This is a genomic window from Lysinibacillus sphaericus (assembly GCF_001629735.1).
In the GTDB taxonomy this organism is placed as follows: domain Bacteria; phylum Bacillota; class Bacilli; order Bacillales_A; family Planococcaceae; genus Lysinibacillus; species Lysinibacillus pinottii.
Genome location: NZ_CP015224.1, coordinates 4,024,009 through 4,043,675, shown reverse-complemented (window position 1 = coordinate 4,043,675; position 19,667 = coordinate 4,024,009). Strand labels below are relative to the sequence as shown.

The following is a 19,667-nucleotide window of genomic DNA, read 5'->3' as shown; positions in this document are numbered from 1 at the left end:
TACGTTATTGAGACTATTAAATTAAATTATCGCTCACCTTTTTCTACTATCTTTTATTCGTTAGCCAGTTTGTCAATTCCTCAACCTGAGCCAAGACTGCTGTTGGGTCATAGTACCATGAACGTTCCTCAGGCCAAACATAAAGATGATTATTTTTTACAGCTGGCAGGCTGCCCCATATTGGATCTTTCTTAAAATCTTCAACAGTTCTATCATTTGAAGTCAAAATAATGTAGTCTCCTGCATAATCTGCCAGTACCTCTTCGGAAATCTCAGCCCACTGCTTTTGAATAATTTCTTCAGCTACATTGGCAGGTGGCTTTCGACCAAATGACTGATAAACTGGTTGTCCTCCACGACCAAAGTTATCACCATAAACATAAATAGATTTACCTGCATCTTCCATAATAGAAAAGCTTGCATCTTCTGGGATAATAGCATCTACCTGTGATTTAGCATCAGCAATCTTCTGATCATATTGGGAGAGCCAATCCTTTGCTTCTCGCTCTTTTCCAAGTAACTCACCGAAAAATGTAAGCTCCTCATGTGCATTTTTTAATTCCCCGTATGGGATAACTACAGTTGGAGCAATTTTACTTAAAGCATCATAATTTTCTCCATTACCAGTGATAATCAAATCAGGCTTAAGTCCTAAAATCCTCTCACTCGATGGTTTCCCATATACACCGATATCCTCTACACTTTTCAATGCTTCCTTTAAATAATAGTTTTCAAGAGCTAGGCCAGGAGCTCCCACTGGTTTGACGTCCAATACAAGTAAACTTGCAATATATTCTTCTGCTACAATACGCTGAGGATTAGTCGGAATAACAATCTCACCATTTGTCGTCTGAACCGTTTTTGTCTCCGCTTCATCTTGCTCCGTAGCTGGACTATCGGTCTTTTCCTTTTCTCCACAAGCCGTTAACAGAAGAAGTAATAGAAGAAACAGTGGCGTTATGAATTTTCTATTTTGTTTAAGCATTTTTTCCCTCCATATACATCAATTGATAATCATTCTCAATAATTGTAGAAGAATGCAAATTATCTGTCTATGCATGAAAGTGATGTATTGCCTTGTAATTTTATGATGTCAGTACTTCCATAAGTTTTTGCAATTGAGCTGTGGTAGATAAAGGATCATATCCATAAAATAATTCATACTGATTAATAAAATAGACCTGCTTCTTTTGCACAGCCACAAGTGACTGCCATTTTTCTGAGTGTAATGCTGTTAAAAGCCACTCTTTTCCGAAATCTTTTGTAGGAAGAGCCGTTACAAATATATAATCAGCTGGAAAATGAACGATTTCTTCAATATTAACTGTTAAATATCCTGTTTTTTCTATATTGTGTGTGACAATCTCATCTGGTCGACTAAACCCTAAATCTTCGTATAAGATATGACTCCCCCTTCCATGACTACTATTTATACAATAAGCTGCTTGACTACCTATTTCCCAAACAATAGCAGTCCCCCTTGCCCCAAGCTGTTGATCAAGAAGTTGATTGCACTGAGCTACCTGGGCATCATACTGCTGAAGCCAATTATTATACACCTCTCGTCTATCTACTAAATTGGCAATAAGCTCAAATTGCTCTCGCCAACTTAACTGTCTACATGGCAGCTCGAATACGGGGGCTAAAGACAGTAAAGTTTGTTTTTCTTTGCCGCTGCTGTAGTTAATAATGACATCTGGACGTGCTACTGCTATCTCTTGATAATTTGAAGTAATATCATACTCATAGCCCTTCAATTTCTGTGAGGAAGGAACAGACTTGATATCCTCTAAAAATGGGGAATACACTCCCAACACTGGCGTAATACCTAAGGCCAGTAAGCAGGCAGTATGATTGGCATTCAGTACAATAAGACGTTTTGATTTTTGATAATAAACTGTAGGCGATACACCGACAATTTCTTTAAATTTCCGGCTTAAATAGGTCCCCTCTCTGTAGCCTACTACTTGGGCTAGATCATCTAATTTTGGCATCCCTAGTAATAGTTTTTTCTGAGATTCCCTTATTCTTAATAATGTTAAATATTCGCTATACGTATATCCAGTGTACCTATGAAACGTACGAGAAAAATGTTCGGGACTTACCTGCGCTTTTTCAGCCATTTGCTCTCTTGTTAAGTCTTCATTGAAATTTAAATTCATATAATCAAGTACCCTATCAATCCACAAACCTTCTTGTTGTTTGTGAATACATAAATGGTTGTATAGTTCTTCTAACATTTCACTAAATAGTTTTTGTAAACGAAACGGATTACTTTCGACTGTAATCTTCGCTTCTCTTTCTATCTCTTTGACTAAATTCATGAGACGATATGAGCAATGTTCCATTAAGGTGGTGTCTTGTAATAAATTAATTATATTCGGGCCATATGCACGGTATATAATGACAACCCCTGTACATTCATTTGCTTTAAGTAGTTGAAAATCGTCTACATCATCCACAAACATAATAGAATTTGAGCTAAGCTGAAGCTGTCGACCTTGTAGCGTATAGATGGCATGACCCTCGTAAACTACGATGATTAATGGGTATGCCAAACGCCCTCTTTTATCGCATAATAGTTCTTCTAATTTCACAATTTGAATAGGTTGATAAAAAAATTGGCACAGTACCTCATTATCTTTGTACATTCTAGTTCTATCTCCTAAACTCCAAATTGATATTGATTATCATTTTCATTATAATGGAATAGAATATTAGAAATCAATTACATTGGAGGATTATAGCTTTGATAGATTTTTCAAAAAAGAATTCCATATTTACAGGTATTCTCATTTTTTCGATTCTCTTAACTGCATGTGGATATCAATCAGTTCCATCAGCAGATAAGGCTAACGTTGATTACTCAAATCGTGTATTAACAGATTCATTAGGTAATGAAGTAACAGTCTCCGAAAGTCCCCAGCGTATCATTGCACCCTACCTAGAAGATCACCTCGTTGCTTTAGGCATTAAGCCAGTAGCACAATGGTCAGTAAAAGGTGGGGCTTCTATTCAAGACTACCTTCAGGAATCATTAAAGGACGTTCCAACAATTGGGTTTGACCTTCCCTTCGAAGCAGTTACAAGCTTTAATCCAGATTTAATTGTCATCGGTTCATCAAAAATCGCAGAAGGGAGAAAATACGAGCAATATAGAAAAATTGCGCCTACATATGTAATGGGAGCAGAAGATAATAATTGGCGTAACAAGCTTCTGAAAGTGGGAGAAATTTTTAATCAAGTAGATAAAGCAAAGGAAGTCCTTACAGATTATGATCAATTTGCTAAAGAGGCAAAGGAGGATATTCACAATAAAGTGGGGAACCCTTCCGCCACTGTCATCTGGAATACTAACAATACAATTTATATGGTAAGCGATACAGCCTCGAGTGGTATTGTTCTATATGAGGATCTTGGGCTAAAAACTCCTAGCCTAGTGAAAGAAATATCCGCCTCTGCTGCTGGTGATTGGTCACAAGTATCTTTAGAAAAATTCGTACAAATAGATGCAGACTATCTCTTTGTTATTAACAATAATCGTGCAGGCAGTTCTACATTACTAAACGATCCTCTCCTAGCAAATATACCTGCCATAAAAAATGGCCACGTTTATGAATTTGACCAAAGCTCAAGCTGGTTATATTCCGGGGCCATTGCCAATCGCCAAATCATTGAAAATGTCTTAGATAGTATCGCTAAGTAAAAACCTTCAGTGGCATTGAACTGCACTTCAATCGTTAGGCACACTTTAACAATTGAGGGTGTAGTATTTCTATAGGGAAAAATGTTTTTTAAGAGCAGATACGCCAATCAAAAATGGGTGACAGATATTAAAGAGTTTAATTATTTGGTGAGAAATTTTGTTTATCAAAAGTTTATTTAATAGAAATTACATATTCAATATGCTTCTCCTCCAACCTATTCTCTTGTATTAGAAATGTTGGAGATAGCTTTAAACACTCGCCTTCTGAAGACCATTGACTTTTATGCATTTAAAAATCCCGTAAAATTTTAAGTCACACTAATATTTCGTCGTGGTAGGTGAATCGGAACGCTAATAAAAAATGTTAAATAATAACTAAAATTACAATTTTAATTAACAAAGAAAAATGTTAAAATAATATGAATAACAGTTAGGGGATGAGTAAAATGATGGACAATAAATATAAATTATTAGGACTTTTATGTATTATAATTCCTATATTATCTGCCATATACATTCTGTTAAATAGCAATATTTTAATACCAAAAGGTTATAATCTTGCAATTGATGGATATGTAATATCCAGAAATTTAATGGTTATTTTTTTACTATATTTACTTTCAAAATTAGGGTACTTTCTCTCCACAAAATTAAAACAAGACTAACTATATTAGCTAGTCTTGTTTTTTAATTAATTGTTACTTAGCAGTTATTAATTTAAACTCTCCATGTTGTGGAACCTTAACAGTATAGCTATTACTTTTTAGCACTTTACCAGTTACTAAATCATAATACTCTCTAGTACCAGTTTCCACTTTATAATATACTCTATATCCCATATAAACGGTTTTATTAGGGTCAGCATTCAATGTATACCCTATTGAGCTAGTAATAGATTTTGATGTTGATATCCCTAGTCCATCTATTGCTCCAGATACATCTGTTCCGAAAGTGACACTTTTGGTTGCTGTAATAGAACCGCCTCCTTTGCCTGTCGTTATATTATCAGAAGCTCTTTTGTAGTCCGACCATTCATTGTATGTTTTAACATTTACCTTTCGATATCGAAAATCATTAACAAAATAAGGTGTAACCTCTTCTGAATCAACTTCTACATTCTCTTCTGAATTAATTACCTCTTCTGAATCAACTACTACTTCTTCTGAGTTAACTACCTCTTCTAAATCAACTACTTCTTCTGCTGTTGCTGTTTTCGAATCCATTGTAAAAACAGCAGTAACTACAGATAATAAAATTAAAAATGGTAATATTATCCTTTTAAACATAAAATCATCCCCTTTGTAAATTATTGGTACTTTTTTATGTTACCATATTTTTCCCAAATAAAGAAGTGCAATTTTGTTTCTTATCCAAGAAGCCTATGCCGTATACAAATTTACGTTATAACACATGAAAAAAGCAGTAACGATTAAGGTTCACCTCTTGTCATGACTGCCTTTTCACTAAAGCAAGTTATTGTATTTACAAATTTTTTTACATTGTCGGTTAGCTATTGAACTTTGAAAAATTATGTTTAAATGAAGTGTTCCATGTTCTATGCGTTTTTTATAAATCTTTTCAATATCTACATCAGTACTTCAAACAAATTGTCTATGTAACTATGCGCATAGATTTTTGAAGAAATATTCATCATGTTACTATTTTGCCCCCATTAAAATTTTGGTCTACGAAGTGTAAAACTTCCTTCCAGACAATGGTCCAATATTGTAAAATGTCTCGATGCATCAGCCTACGTCAATGCAATTTTTGGATAAACCTCAATGTACTATTTTTAGTTTGTCCATTGTTCTAAGATAAGGTTTAATTTATGCTAACGTATGATAATGATTATCAATTACGGAGGAAAAGATATGAGAAAATTAAATCGGCATATGCTCATTTGTAGCCTTTTACTACTGGTTGGAATCCTATTAACTGCTTGTGGTTCTAACATTCAAGAGACTAGTCAAAAAGAGACAGCAACAGCAGAACCAACAACACGTATTTATAAGGATTATTTAGGTCATTAGGTAGAAATCCCTGTAAATCCTGAGAGAGTGGTTTATCATGGCGAAGGATATGGGGATGTGCTCGCATTAAATATCAAAACAGTTGGTGCGGGTTTCTCCTGGATTACTGATTATGCTTGGGAAGATCGTGTAAAAGATGTGGAGGACGTTGGTTTTCCGATTAATGTAGAGCAAACATTGTCATTAAAGCCAGACCTTATTATTATTGGTACTTCTGATGATAAAACATATTCACAGCTATCTAAAATCGCTCCAACTATAGTGTTTGATACGTTTGCACCGTTGAATGAACGTTTAGCGGAACTGGGCGATATACTTAATAAAAAAGAAGAAGCAACTCAATGGATAGCTGATTATACAGAAAAAGCTGATAACATGTGGGAGTCACTTGTTGCTGATGGGACTGTTAAAGCCGATGAAACTGCATCTGTACTAACATACTATCCAGGGGATCGATTATTTGTAATGGCACGCGCTGGGCTTTCTCAAGTTTTATACGATTCAAATGTACTTAAGCCTGGTAATAAAATTCAAAAAATCCTTGATGATGGCACAGGCTTTGCTGAAATTTCCACAGAGCTTCTTCCTGAATATGCTGGCGATCGTATTTTCATCCTAACGCCAGTAGATGATGAAGCGAAACAGTCGACAAAAGAGATGATGGATAGCCCAATTTGGAAGAGCCTACCTGCTGTTAAAAATGGGCATGTATATATGATTGATATTCAGAAAAGTGATAGCGATGCCTCAACTAGAGAATGGCTATTAACAGAATTACCTACTATGTTAAAAAAATAGATTTAAAGAGACATTTCATCTTTGTTGAAATGTCTCTTTACTTTTTATACAATAAAGTTAATTGATAATCATTTTCATTTAGAAAGGGTGTGAATAAATGGAAGACAATCATTCTTTTAGACATAATTTATTATTTCATTTAGAAGATATTGACTGTATTTCACAGAGCTATCCTTTTATTTGCCCATCACACCATACAATGATACTTTTTACGGATGGCTGTGGGACATTAACGATAGATGACATTCCCTATTTGGTGACAAAAGGAAAAATTTTCCTTATACAACCTCATTCTATGATCGATTTATCGAATCTAACTAATGAATTCTGTTTCTATAAAATAACCTTTTCAGCTTTCCAGCTACAACAGGAGCTCCCTTCTCCTTATCTTGGACCAATTTTTTCTGATGAAGTGGAGCATACCGTTTATCCGAATACACGATTTATCCGTCTTACAGAAGACATGTATCAATTAAAGACCAAATCAGATTATTTTAAACAGCAAGGAGCTTTATATGAACTATTAAATTTATTATTTGAACATCAGCTTCATAACAACGCCCCATTAACTATGACGAAGGCAGTCGAAGAAACAATCAACTATATACATAAATATTTTCAACGGCCTTTAACAGTTAAAATGTTAGCTGAACTTGCTCATATCGCCCAATGGCAATATAGTTCAATCTTTCAAACTTTAACAGGGAAAAAGCCATTAGATTATATTACAGACTTACGTCTTACAAACGCAAAAGAATTATTACTACAAACTAATGTGCCATTAAAGGAAATTGCTCAACGAGTCGGATTTGATAATGAGTATTATTTTAATCGCCGCTTCCGACAGGTGATCGGTATTCCGCCAAAACAGTTTGCACGACAATATAGGCAACGAACAGTGGTAAAAGATTGGACTGGACATGAAGTCACCATCCCATCCGCCCCCCACCGGATTATTTATCACGGAGAAACCTTTGGGGATATGCTAATCTTTGATGTTCAACCAATAGGCGGTGACAAGAGGTCTATTAGTAAATCCTTTTATAAAAACCATGTTCCTTATATTCAAGATGTGGCCTTTCCCATCAATCTTGAAAAATCTTCGAAGCTAAACCCAGATTTAATTATCTTTACAAATAATGATGAGCAGCAATATCAAGCACTATCATCAATTGCTCCCACTATTACCTTAAATTCTTGGGATTCTTTAGAGGAACGCATCCTTTTATTAGGACAATGGCTTAGCCAGCAACAACGTGCAGAAGATTGGCTAACGCGCTATAAAGTCCAAGAAAAAACAATGTGGCAACAGCTACAAACAGTTGTAGCCCCGGGTGAAACTGCAACTGTTTTGACCTTTGATCATGGACAACGCCTTTATGTCATGGGCTGTACAGGTCTATCCCCTGCTCTTTTTCATCCCGATGGATTTACGCCACACCAGCAAGTTAAAAAATTGCTTCAAGCAGGCAAGGGCTATAAAGAAATACTAATAGATCACTTACCAAAGTATGTTGGTGATCGAATCTTCCTGCTCTTATCTGATAAGCCCGAATCGCAAATGGCCACGATGGAATTGATGAATAGTGATATTTGGAAGAATCTCAAGGCTGTACAGAACAACCACTTTTATTTAGTGGACGCAACAAAATGGAATTATAACGATGCCTTTACGAGAGAAAAATTACTTGGCGCTTTACCTAGATTATTAATTACTGCAAAGTAACATAAATTCAAGGGGTGACACTTTATATGAAGACAGAAAATATGACAGATAAAAAGACCACTCAAATATCATTAAAGGATATACGAGATTATATTGCTAAAAATCATCATCAACCTCTCACAATTAAGCATCTCGCAATTATTTCTGGTCTAAGCTCTAGCTACTTTGGAGAGGCCTTTAAAAAGGCATTTGGACAAAGTGCCACAGATTATTTAACAGAGCTACGTATTGGACATGCCAAACAATTATTACGTGATACCGACCTATTACTACGTGAGATTGCTAGAGAAGTTGGCTACAGTGACGAATTTTATTTTAGTCGTAAATTTAAAAAGGAGGTTGGGGTTTCGCCTTCTGCTTTTAGTAAAATAGCCCGCCAGCGTATTTCTACCTTTTCTGTGTCCACTATTGGAAACTTATTAGCTCTTGACATTATTCCCGTTGCGGCCCCATTAAATGCTAAATGGAGTCCTTATTATTACAATCATTATCAAGACCAAATCCAAGTGCATGTGAATATATTTGATGCAGAATCAGAGGATAACTTTAGAAAATTAGCCTCAGCAAAGCCTGATATTCATATTTTTCAAGAGGAGCCCTCTCTTTCCATGCTTGATTGGCTTCAAACAGTTGGTATTAAAAGTGTATATATTGAGGCAAAGGATTGGCGAACACAACTAAGAGAAATAGCTGTTGCTGTCAAAAGGCAAAGCGTGTGCGAGCATTTCATTCAATCGTACGAACAAAAGGCATTAGAGGCAAAGCAAGAAATTAAACGAGTAACCAAGGAAGATAGCTTTGCCGTTCTACGTTTATGTGGCGACCAATTATTTTTATATTGCAATAAAGGAATTCAGGATGTCCTATTTACCGATTTGCAGCTCTTCCCTATTGATGCACAACAGCAAACATGTAACGAGCCAATTACGCTTGATCAGCTAGGAGACATAAACCCAGATCGTTTACTATTTATCGTTTGTCCAGATTCTCCGACTCGAAATTATTGGCTCACTTTACAATACCTTGATCGTTGGAAAGAGCTCCAAGCTATAAAAAATGGATATGTCTATGTTTTGCCATCAAATCCTTGGTTTGAATACTCTGCTATTGCGGTAAACCGGATGCTGGATGAAATGTTGCTTATGTTAACCGGAAAAAATCCAAGCTCTTTTCCTGTTCCCGTCCATGGTATCGTATCCGATAGTGAATTATAATTCCATTTGAGAATGATTATCAATGAAAGGAGACATTGAACTACAATGACACACAATGGTCGTAATCAAACGATTATAAAATCTGTCTATATTCTGGCCACTTTCATGCTAGCTATTGGATTACTTTCTGCCTGCAATGCCCAATCAAGCAGTAACGAAAAAAAGGTAGATACTCAGGCAAACCCAGACAATATTAAGGAGCAAAGTGCTTATCCATTAACCATAAAAGATGAGGTTGGCAATGATGTAACATTACCTGCAAAACCCTCTAAAATATTCGCACCTGTTTTGGAGGATTCCTTACTAGCTCTTGGTATTAAGCCTACTATGCAATGGTCGAATGGAGTTAAACCACAGCTCTATTTACAGAAACAGCTACAAGGCGTACCGGAAATTAGCTTTGCCAGTGGTCCCCCATCTCCTGAAGCAATTATGGCAGACAAACCAGACTTAATTGTTTTACATAATTCCTTTTATGTTGAAAATGGCACCTATGAAAAATACGCAAAAGTTGCACCAACCTATGTGTTTAAAAATGCAGCAACTGATATAGAAGGTTCTATTAAAATGTTAGGGCAATTACTAGACGAGCCCCATAAAGCACAACACGCCATACAGAATTATCAGGAAAAGGTGGATGCAGCAAAATCAAAGCTGGCTTCCACAACAAAAGGGAAAAAAGTAGCGTTAATTCGCTTTAACGCAAAAGGGATGTTTTTCATGACGGATGAATATTTCAGTGGGTATGTATTAACACATGAATTAGGGTTTGAGCAAAGCAGCTACGTGAAGAATGGTGCGTTCGAAGTATCTTTGGAAATTCTACCCGAATTAGATGCTGATTATATTTTCCTGATCAATGATGGTAATCTTGGAGATTCATTTATAAATGAACTGAAGAACAGTCCTATCTGGCAAAGTACAAATGCCTTTAAAAACAATCAGGTATTTGAAACATCTGAGGATTATTGGCTAAATGGTGGTATTCATGCACAAGAAAAAGTGATAGATGATGTATTGGAGTTTTTAGCGCCATGACAGCAAAGATAAAGAAACCCTATATAACAGAAACCAATTTTGAGTATGCCATGACGTCCTACAAGCAAGACTATCGAATATTAATTGCTAACCCAACAGACGCACCACCGGTAGATGGCTATGCCGTTATTTATGCATTAGATGGAGATGCTCTTTTTCCAACGCTTGCAGAGGCGGTAAAATTACAAACACGCAAACCAAAAGGCTATGAGCCCATTCTTGTTATTGGTATTGGCTATCCCTCTAAGGAGCCTTTTGATATGGAACGTCGCTGTAATGATTTTACCCTTCCTGTTAGTGAAGGAAAGCTGCCACCACGTCCAGATGGTACACCTTGGCCTCCAAACGGCAAAGCCAATGATTTTCTAGACTTTATTGAATATGAACTAATGCCTGCTGTCGAAAAGGAATGGTCCATTAACAAAAAGAAACAAGCCGTTGTTGGACATTCCTTAGGCGGTCTTTTCACTCTATATGCTTTATGTGAGAGACCCCATTTATTTAGTCATATTGTAGCTAGCAGTCCCTCTATTTGGTGGGCAGACAATGCGATATTAAAAGAAATGGACAGATTTTTTGGAGATTGGAACGGTCAGCATGCTATAAATCTTTTACTCACAATCGGCGCTAATGAGCTGCCCGATATGCTCGAAGGTGCTGACCTAGCGGCTGAACGAATGAAACCATTAAGAGTTAAAAACATTTATACTAATTATGTGAAGTTCGATGATGAGGACCATGTGAGCGTACTACCTTGCATGCTTAGTCGTCTGCCCCGCTTTTTAGATGGTTAGTTGAAAAGCCAAAGTGGATTTATTTCACTTTGGCTTTTTGTAACACACCTCTTCTTTCTTATTTTATCTATATATTTGGAAATCCCTTTAACAGCATGGTCTTTTTCATATTATCACAATTCCATTTATCCCCAACGAAGTGTATTTTATTGTTTTTTATAGCAGATAAAGAGTTCCACAATGGCTCTTGTTTTTAATTCCTCGATTTTATGTTATTTTTCTATCTTTTCCTACAACATCAAGCTACTTTTATATTCTCCATTCTTTGTATTCAAGTGCTTCCTATTGACTCAAGGCTGGCCGGAATATCGATGAATTTAGTATTTAGGCAAATAAAAAAACACTAGCTATTATAATTTATAGCTAGTGTTCTTATATTCTACTGTGTTCTAGGTTGAATTAATACATAGTTTGGAGCTGTTGGAGATGTAGATTCTTTCGCATAAACTATATTTCCGTATTTATCCTTCGTAAATAAATATATTTTTTGATCCTTCTGGAATATGTTTGTAGAATTTGGATCAGTGCTTGTTTGGATAGCAGTAAATGTTTTTTCAGAACTTGCATCTGATGGTTTTGTTATTTGCCCCTTACCATAAGATATTATTCCCCCACCAGGGATGTCTGTGTAATTATTGCTATCAGCTCTTTCTATAATATCTTTAATATTAGCGATTGTTAGATCACCTTGGTTCTTAGAAAGAACTGCATAATAGTAATGCTGATTCCATGTTATATCTGCATCTAAGTTTGCAATCACTCGAACCTGTTTAGAAATATTTAAGTCACCTGGGTACTGTATATCAGGTACTAATGTTGCTGAAGTAATTGTATTCACTTTTGCAGGATACTTGTATTCTGCTTTTAATTTACTGAATGTCCATTCGCCTTTATCCTTAGCTGTGGCATTGATTGTCATATCAAAGCTTTGTGTAACTTCGTTTGCAAATGTTAGTATCATTTTGCGTGGCTTCCATTCATCAATCTCGTCTACCTTGTCCTGCCACTTCCATGAAGCATAAGTAGGGGTAATTGCAGTGCCTGTTTCAGGATTCACTAATTGGAAGTCTGAAGCTTTTAATTCAACAGCCTCAGAAAAAGTTACTTCTAATGTTTTTCCATCGAGCTGTTTAACGATTGGATCTTCGACCTTCGGTGGTGTACCATCAGAAAAGAATTTATATGCCATAATCCCCGTATTATTTAGGCTTGGTGTCAAACTAATTGGTTTATTTTGCTTTTCATCATGAGTATAGATTGTTGACTCTGTACCAACTTGTACCATTGTTGAATTGTTATATCTATCTTTAACAGCAACATACAGCTCGTAATTCTCATGTGGTTCAAGAGGGGAAAGGTTAATTTCATTTGTATCCTTTCGCATAGCACTTGCTCTTCCTCTTTCGATAACCTCTTCAGCGCTTGCTGGTACTGGAACTGTGGTATCACCAGCTTTGCGAAGAATATAGTAATACGTACCAGCTTCATCTGACATAAATTTAAAGGTAGCTTTTTTATCACCTTCAGCTATTTTAATCGAAGTATTTTCAATCTTTGGTGCAGTTCTATCATCAATCACATGTTTAGTTTGTATATCTGAAACATTTCCTGAACGATCACGTAAGACCATATAAATGGAATAGCTCTTAAATGGATCTAATGGTGGGAATGTATTTGGTAAAGGAATTGTAACCTTCTGCTTTCCTAATTGTGCAGGTTTATTTCCTCCACTACCAACAATCGCAACATCCTGTGTTCCTACTTTAAATGTCGTCTCATTTAATTGGACAGCTTCAATTAAGCGTAAGCGATCATCACGCGTAAGTGTTAAATCTGACTCCATAATTAAATAATGATATGTCCCAGCTTTTGAAGCATTAAACTCTAAAAGTGTTTGATCCTTTGCATTATTAATAGCAGGCTCCCCTATAATTGTAAGCACTGGTAATTCAATATCATTATGAATATATTCAGCTGTGTTCCGCGGAACAGTATTTATAGGGATATTATTAATATTTTCAAATTCAATATCAGCTAAATCTTTAACATTCGGTGAAATAGTAACAACTAGGTTATCCCCATTTACAAAGCCTGTTAGCGATGGGATGGTGAAAATAAGTCTTTTCTGAGCTTTATTATAGACAACCTTTGTAGGATGTATCGGTAGCTGAGCACCCTGATTGACTATCCCTGTACCAGAAAGGTCATAGTTCTCTACTTTTTCAGCAGAAATAGGATCTAATTCCTCACTCACAGTTATATAAAATTCATTTTTAATCTCATCTAGTAAAACAAGTTGGCCACCAACAACATATGGAGGAACATTATCAAGCTCACTAGTTTTAAAATCCTTTACAACAGCAGGATCTACAGAGTAGTTTCCTGAATCATCCTTCATTACGACATACAACTGGTAATCTGTTTCAGCATCTAAGCCCGTTAAGATTTCTGTTATACCTAGCTCACCAGCTTTTGCCTTTCCTTTACCTGTTGGATTAGCGACGATGTCTGCCGTTGTCGGATCAGCAGCTGTTGTTTTCTTACGTACATAGTAGTAATAATCTCCAGGTTCACTTGCTGCAAACTTGAATTCAGCCCTTGTGCCTCCGTGTAATGGTGTAACTTGTAAAGATTTTACTACTGGTGGTGTTGCATCTTTCATTTGGAATGATTGTGACACGATATCGGATGCATTTTTCGAGCCATCTACAACCATGATGTAGATGACATATTCTTTTTTCTCACCTAGATTAGATACCTTAACAGAGTTTGTGCCTTTTACTGCGGCACCACTTCCGTAAGCTATATTCTCATTTGACAGATGATTGACCATTTCACGTTTATTTGGAGCTTCTGCTCCTTTTTCACGGACAATATAATAGTACGTACCAACTTCATCTGATGTGAAGTCTGCTTGAATCTCACTGCCATTTAGCACTTTGACATTTGTAATGCTAACGATAGGTTTTGTTTTATCATCAGGATTTTGATTCTCGTTTTCATCTTTATCGATTGGTTTGCCATCTGGATCAGTAATATTGCCTATATTATCTTTATCATCAAGGAAATCGTCGAAGATATTATTTGGCGACCCATCCTTAGGTAAGATGACTTTATCGATATACGTATAATCTCCAATATCAATCTTGCCGTATACATTATCAACAAATAATGTGCCAATTCGACCATAAATATATAATTCTAGGTCTGTGCGGCTATTGTAGTTAATCCAATCAATATTTCCTGAACCGTAAATTGTTAGCGGTGTTTCAGTATTGAGATTTAACGTGCCAATATAACCTTGAATTTCAAATTCGCGAACACTTCCGATAATATCTACACGTGGTAGTTTCATATTGGATTCGATTTTTGTACCTGTTTGTGAGACGACTAGTCTTGAAACGGTACTGTTATAAAACTCAAGATGTTTTTCAACATTTTTCATTTCCTGTTTTTCGTTAGACCAGTTGACAAAAGGCTTGTCTTTATCAGGATTTTGATTCGTCCAATTCTGAAGATCGTTTGTCGAATTATTAATGGATGAATCGTCGCCCTTAGAATTATCGGGATCTGACCAGTTGATAAATGAGATATTGTTACTTGCCACACGTCCAATTGATAAAGGCTGATTGTTTATAGCACCTAAATGTAATGGTGGACGAACTGTTTCATTGACAAACATAGTCCCAGTCATCTTTAGATTATTAAATTCAATATAATTACCATTCACCTCAATGGTAGCTCCTAATGAGCCATGGTCCCCATCAAAATCAAGGAAATCCTTGCTTGTACCACTAGCATTTATAGTTAATTTAGAAATGGATAGAATCTTCTTACTAGAAAGATTCCCTTCAATATAAGCACCCTTTAAGACTGGTGCATTATAGTCGTTAAAAATATGTGACAAATTTTCTGAAACTGTATAAGCTTTCCCATTTATATAAACGGCATCATCATCAACACTTGTGATTTTATAAGATGTTTCATTATTTTTTTTCTCTTGTGAACGGACAACAAAAGAAGCAAACTGTCCGCGATTTACAGGATCAAACGGTGAAAATGTTACAGGCGTTGTGCCTTCCGTAATATTCAAATCAATTAGTGTTTGAATATAGATTGCATTGCTTGATTTGCTATCTACATCTTTAAAAATATTGTTGTAACTAGGAGAAACCTCCAGATGGAATGCTAACACTAATATTTTTGCTAATTCGCCGCGAGTCATTACCTCATTAGGCATAAATGTGCCGTTTGAATAACCAGACATAATGCCTGCATTTTGTAGTGCAGCCACTGACTTATAAAATTCGCTCCCTTTCGGCACGTCTTTATAATAAGGATCTTGGACATTTCTAGTATCCAATTTTAAGGCTGTAGCCAGCATTTTTGCTGCTTGTCCACGAGTTACATTGACATCTGGTCGGAAGGTATTATCGGCAAACCCATTAATTACGCCCTGAGAATAGAGCTTTAATATATCGTTATAATGAACCGAGTATTGGTCGATGTCTGTAAAGGGAGAAGTAGCCGCTGCCGCTTTTTGTGGTGAAGGCACTACAACCGCAATCCCACTTGAAGCAAATACTGTTGCAATCAATGCTTTATTTACTTTTTGGATTTTAGATTTATCCATTCCACTCTTCCTTTCACTTATGTATTTTGATACGTACAAATATCATTTTCATCATACCCTTTATATCGACCAAGAACAGTTGAATCTTCATAGATAAATCTAAAATAGTCAAGTAAATTTATTGATACACATAGTAGTTCCATACAAGTCTTACTGAAAAAATTTCCTATGGCATTTTCCAACAACAAAAAAGCCAAGGAGCATCGGTGCTCACTTGACTTTCACGATATATAGGCATACATCTAGTCGTACTTGTGGTGTCATAAGGGAAAGGGGGATAACCTTACGTCTGGTCAAGTCGATCGAGAGATGTGACCCGAATTACATATCATCTGAACAGGATTTATAGTCATTTGACGAATGACTTACAAATAGCTTGCCCAAATGTTGTTTGCATTAAACAATTACCCCAAAATCAAAAATATAAGCTTATTTTAATTAATTTTTACTTTATTTTTTTACAGCAACCTTAACTTGATTACGTCCAGCTTGTTTCGCTTCATACAAGGCTCCATCCGCCGCTTCAATCAATGTCTCGGGCGTAGCTGCCATTTCAGGATATAAAGCTATACCTGCGGATAATGTTACTGGTCTACCACAAGGGCTATCCGTCTCAGCTAAATTTCCCCGTAATTGTTCCGCTACTTGCTCAGCCTCTATTACTGTTGTGTTTGGCAGAAGCATCACAAATTCCTCACCACCATAACGACAGCATACATCCCCTTCTCGCGCTACAGATTGCATATGTTTTGCTAAAAACTGCAGGACCTTATCGCCAACAGCATGACCGTATGTGTCGTTCACGCTTTTAAAGTGATCTAAATCTAGCAAAATGATGGCATGTGGTACCCTATTCTCAAACCACTCCGCCAGCATAGCATCCATCGTTCGTCGATTGGTAACACCCGTTAATGGATCTACCGTTGATTGATCCTTGAAAAATGTAACCTGTCCATGTAAAAACGATAGACTACGAATTAAGACATACTTTAACGAATGGGCTTCAAAGTACCAACCACTGACAGATTTTAAACCTTCTACATTTTTCTTATCGAGACTTTCTTCTGTTAACATCGCTAATTGTTGTAAAGGATTAGCAATACGAGCCGCTGCCCAAAGTACAATGACAACTGAAACGATCATAAGCGGTACAGATTTAATAATAACTTCCTGCACTCTATCGAAGGAAGGAGCCAGTGCTACTTCTAAAGGCTTCTGCGCGACAACTCCCCAACCTGTGGAGGACACTGAACTAAAACCAGCAAGCATTTTCACTCCTTTTGTGTTGTCAACGATTTGAACCCCACTCTTACCAGACATCACAGCCTGAACGACTTTATTTTTTGTGACAACATCATTGATACGGCTTGGGTCCTGATGATAGATAACGCGTCCATCTGAATCTACAACATATACATAGGAGCCATCCTTACTATAATGTTCTCCTAATAACGTTTTAAAGGCATTTGGTTCTTTTAGATAAATCGTTCCTGCTACCATCCCTAAATACTCGTTAGATGCTGAAAATATAGGATGGGAAATAAAAATAATAAGACGCCCTGTCATCGCTTCGTACGGCTTAGAAACAAGTGGTATTTTTTTAGCTAATGCCTCTTGAGCGCCAAGAGATGTTAAAACCTCACCTTTAATTTCAATGGAGGGAGGTGATACGGATAAGACAAGTCCTTCAGCATTTGTTATGACGACTGAATTAAACATTTCATTTTGTAATCTGAGACGGTCTGTTTCCCTATTTAAAATTTGCTCATCACCTAAATTTTCGCTCACTTGATTGGCACTATAGCTTAAAATTTGAAAGGCTTCATGAAGATAGGCATCTGCGGTTGAAGCCAATTTTTGCGCATACACATGATTTGTTTCAAGTGTATTTTCCTTTATGGAGTCAACATTCATTCTGTACCCGCCCCAAACACTACCTATGATTGTAAAGAAGAATGCAGCCATAGCTACTCCCATAATTAAATTCTTTAATTTTAATTGATGTGATTTCATTACTTCCCACCTAAATGTGTTAGTATGTTTATAATTTTTAACAATTAGTGCCTATAATAAGCAACAGCTCATCTTGAGAAAAGGAAATTCCTGAAGAAACACCTTCCCTTAAACACTAGAACATATCTCTAGGATTGTATCAATAATGAGAGGTGAATAATATGGATATACAGTAAACTTTCTCTCTCTAACAAGTCCATCCCCCTTTGCTAAATTTTCTGATATTTGACAACGATTATCTGACAGTTGATTAGTCATCTAAATTCGGAATTTTTTTACTTTTATTGTTATTCTGACATATAAAAGTAGAACTGTTTATTCTATAATAAAAATAACATAGGCAAGGGAAGTTCCATTCTGTTATAATACTGATTAAAATTAAATATTCTGTATTATTACAGTTTGTGCATAACTGGGATTATGAGAAAAGCGCTACTCAACCATCTTGCATGGTCGTGTAGCCTACACAAAAAGGGGTTGGAAGATTTGGGTATTTTAAAGGGGTTAAAAATTCTCGATTTTTCTGCATTACTACCAGGACCAATGGCGACAATGATTTTTGCTGATTTAGGAGCCGATGTCATACATGTTGAATCTTCAAAAAGGGTTGATTTAACAAGAATCATGCCTCCTTACGATGATGATCATGAAGCATACATCCATCAGCATTTAAATCGCTCTAAAAAATCGCTCACACTCAATTTGAAATCATCGGAAGCTATTGAAATTGTGAAATCTCTTGTACAAGAATATGACGTAATTATTGAAGGTTTCCGACCAGGGGTGATGCAACGACTTGGGATCGGCTACGAAGCGCTTAAAGAAATAAATCCACGGGTAATTTATTGTGCGATTACAGGCTATGGACAAACAGGACCATATAGCAATCGACCTGGACATGATAATAATTACCTTTCATTAGCAGGTGTCCTTGATTATTCACGCCATAAAGATAAAAAGCCTGTCTCTATGGGAATACAGCTAGCTGATATTGCAGGTGGAACGATGCATGCTGCAATTGGGGTATTGGCCGCTGCCCTTCATCGTGAGAAAACAGGTGTGGGTCAATTCATTGATATTAGCATGACAGATGCTGTATTTTCACTAAATGCTATGTATGGTTCTGCCTTTATTGGAGGTGGACGTGTACCACAGCCAGAACAGGAAATTTTAAACGGTGGCAGTTACTATGATTTTTATAAAACCAAGGATGGTCGCTTCTTCTCAGTCGGTAGTCTAGAGCCTCAATTTCGGAAATTGCTTTGTGAAGCACTCGATATTCCTGAATTGATTGATAATACTTTCAATGATTCCTACTACACACAAATTCGCTTTAAAGAGGCTGTTCATGATGCATTTTTATCGAAAACGTATGAGGAGTGGCTAGAAGTATTTAATGAAGATTTTGAAGGTTGTGTGGAGCCTGTTCTCACATTCCCGGAAGCCTGCGAGCATCCGCAACTAAAGGCAAGAGAAATGATTGTTTCCATTCCTAAAGGGGATGGCACATTACAACAACAAATTGCTTCTCCTCTTAAATTTGATGGCTCTGAACCAGAATATAAGCATGTTGGTGCTAAGCTAGGTGAGCATAATGAGGAAATTCTAAGTTCATTAGGCTATGGTACTGAACAAATCAAGGCTTTGAAAGATAAAGGCGTTTTGGAATAAAAAAAGTGTCTAATACCGTCGATAAAGGACGTATTAGACACTTT

General features: G+C 36.4%; 13 protein-coding genes. 8 read left to right on the top strand and 5 right to left on the bottom strand.

The genetic code is table 11. From position 1 onward, the window contains the following. Positions 1-46 precede the first annotated feature (46 nt). Together A2J09_RS19890 and A2J09_RS19885 are read right to left on the bottom strand one after the other, a co-directional pair. Positions 47-985, bottom strand: coding sequence for an ABC transporter substrate-binding protein (locus tag A2J09_RS19890; RefSeq protein WP_012292478.1), 939 nt, complete (start codon positions 983-985; stop codon positions 47-49). A gap of 100 nt (positions 986-1,085) precedes the next feature. Continuing rightward, the gene (locus A2J09_RS19885) at positions 1,086-2,651 is read right to left on the bottom strand and encodes an ABC transporter substrate-binding protein (RefSeq protein WP_012292477.1); all 1,566 of its coding nucleotides are present in this window, start codon (positions 2,649-2,651) and stop codon (positions 1,086-1,088) included. A 98-nt stretch (positions 2,652-2,749) separates the two neighbouring features. Here A2J09_RS19885 and A2J09_RS19880 point away from each other — a divergent pair, with 98 nt between their 5' ends. Continuing rightward, entirely contained in the window at positions 2,750-3,706 is a 957-nt protein-coding gene (locus A2J09_RS19880; protein WP_012292476.1) for an ABC transporter substrate-binding protein, read from the top strand. Positions 3,707-4,404: 698 nt separating this feature from the next. On the opposite strand, the gene A2J09_RS19870 is transcribed toward A2J09_RS19880, so the two are convergent. After that, on the bottom strand, positions 4,405-4,992 hold the full coding sequence (locus tag A2J09_RS19870) for a hypothetical protein (RefSeq protein ID WP_012292475.1): 588 nt from the start codon (positions 4,990-4,992) through the stop codon (positions 4,405-4,407). A gap of 585 nt (positions 4,993-5,577) precedes the next feature. Here A2J09_RS19870 and A2J09_RS24310 point away from each other — a divergent pair. The 6 genes from A2J09_RS24310 to A2J09_RS19845 all read left to right on the top strand — a co-directional run bounded on the left by A2J09_RS24310 (position 5,578) and on the right by A2J09_RS19845 (position 11,306). Continuing rightward, the gene (locus A2J09_RS24310; protein WP_227256956.1) at positions 5,578-5,736 is read left to right on the top strand and encodes a hypothetical protein; all 159 of its coding nucleotides are present in this window, start codon (positions 5,578-5,580) and stop codon (positions 5,734-5,736) included. 57 nt (positions 5,737-5,793) lie between these two features. After that, complete coding sequence (locus A2J09_RS19865; protein ID WP_231112977.1) at positions 5,794-6,534, top strand: ABC transporter substrate-binding protein; 741 nt, start codon at positions 5,794-5,796, stop codon at positions 6,532-6,534. A gap of 97 nt (positions 6,535-6,631) precedes the next feature. Next, entirely contained in the window at positions 6,632-8,260 is a 1,629-nt protein-coding gene (locus A2J09_RS19860) for an ABC transporter substrate-binding protein (RefSeq protein WP_012292472.1), read from the top strand. 26 nt (positions 8,261-8,286) lie between these two features. Continuing rightward, on the top strand, positions 8,287-9,474 hold the full coding sequence (locus A2J09_RS19855; RefSeq protein WP_012292471.1) for an AraC family transcriptional regulator: 1,188 nt from the start codon (positions 8,287-8,289) through the stop codon (positions 9,472-9,474). A 45-nt stretch (positions 9,475-9,519) separates the two neighbouring features. Further along, a complete protein-coding gene (locus tag A2J09_RS19850; protein WP_012292470.1) occupies positions 9,520-10,512 on the top strand; it encodes an ABC transporter substrate-binding protein in 993 nt (330 codons plus the stop codon). Beyond that, complete coding sequence (locus tag A2J09_RS19845) at positions 10,509-11,306, top strand: alpha/beta hydrolase (protein ID WP_012292469.1); 798 nt, start codon at positions 10,509-10,511, stop codon at positions 11,304-11,306. Before A2J09_RS19850 ends, A2J09_RS19845 begins: the two co-directional genes overlap by 4 nt. Before the next feature lie 379 nt (positions 11,307-11,685). Here A2J09_RS19845 and A2J09_RS19840 read toward each other — a convergent pair whose 3' ends face one another. Both A2J09_RS19840 and A2J09_RS19835 read right to left on the bottom strand, forming a co-directional pair. Next, a complete protein-coding gene (locus tag A2J09_RS19840; RefSeq protein ID WP_012292468.1) occupies positions 11,686-15,939 on the bottom strand; it encodes an S-layer homology domain-containing protein in 4,254 nt (1,417 codons plus the stop codon). Between the two features lie 450 nt (positions 15,940-16,389). Then, positions 16,390-17,952: a sensor domain-containing diguanylate cyclase gene (locus A2J09_RS19835; RefSeq protein WP_012292466.1), complete on the bottom strand. Its 1,563-nt coding sequence runs from the start codon at positions 17,950-17,952 to the stop codon at positions 16,390-16,392. Between the two features lie 486 nt (positions 17,953-18,438). Here A2J09_RS19835 and A2J09_RS19830 point away from each other — a divergent pair, with 486 nt between their 5' ends. Then, the gene (locus A2J09_RS19830) at positions 18,439-19,623 is read left to right on the top strand and encodes a CaiB/BaiF CoA transferase family protein (RefSeq protein ID WP_031418107.1); all 1,185 of its coding nucleotides are present in this window, start codon (positions 18,439-18,441) and stop codon (positions 19,621-19,623) included. Positions 19,624-19,667 lie beyond the last annotated feature (44 nt).

What these genes read in the sequence shown, in the direction of transcription:
- A2J09_RS19890 (WP_012292478.1), bottom strand. Translation starts at nt 985, where the DNA reads ATGCTTAAACAAAATAGAAAATTCATAACGCCACTGTTTCTTCTATTA.
- A2J09_RS19885 (WP_012292477.1), bottom strand. Translation starts at nt 2,651, where the DNA reads ATGTACAAAGATAATGAGGTACTGTGCCAATTTTTTTATCAACCTATT.
- A2J09_RS19870 (WP_012292475.1), bottom strand. Translation starts at nt 4,992, where the DNA reads ATGTTTAAAAGGATAATATTACCATTTTTAATTTTATTATCTGTAGTT.
- A2J09_RS24310 (WP_227256956.1), top strand. Translation starts at nt 5,578, where the DNA reads ATGAGAAAATTAAATCGGCATATGCTCATTTGTAGCCTTTTACTACTG.
- A2J09_RS19860 (WP_012292472.1), top strand. Translation starts at nt 6,632, where the DNA reads ATGGAAGACAATCATTCTTTTAGACATAATTTATTATTTCATTTAGAA.
- A2J09_RS19855 (WP_012292471.1), top strand. Translation starts at nt 8,287, where the DNA reads ATGAAGACAGAAAATATGACAGATAAAAAGACCACTCAAATATCATTA.
- A2J09_RS19850 (WP_012292470.1), top strand. Translation starts at nt 9,520, where the DNA reads ATGACACACAATGGTCGTAATCAAACGATTATAAAATCTGTCTATATT.
- A2J09_RS19845 (WP_012292469.1), top strand. Translation starts at nt 10,509, where the DNA reads ATGACAGCAAAGATAAAGAAACCCTATATAACAGAAACCAATTTTGAG.
- A2J09_RS19840 (WP_012292468.1), bottom strand. Translation starts at nt 15,939, where the DNA reads ATGGATAAATCTAAAATCCAAAAAGTAAATAAAGCATTGATTGCAACA.
- A2J09_RS19835 (WP_012292466.1), bottom strand. Translation starts at nt 17,952, where the DNA reads ATGAAATCACATCAATTAAAATTAAAGAATTTAATTATGGGAGTAGCT.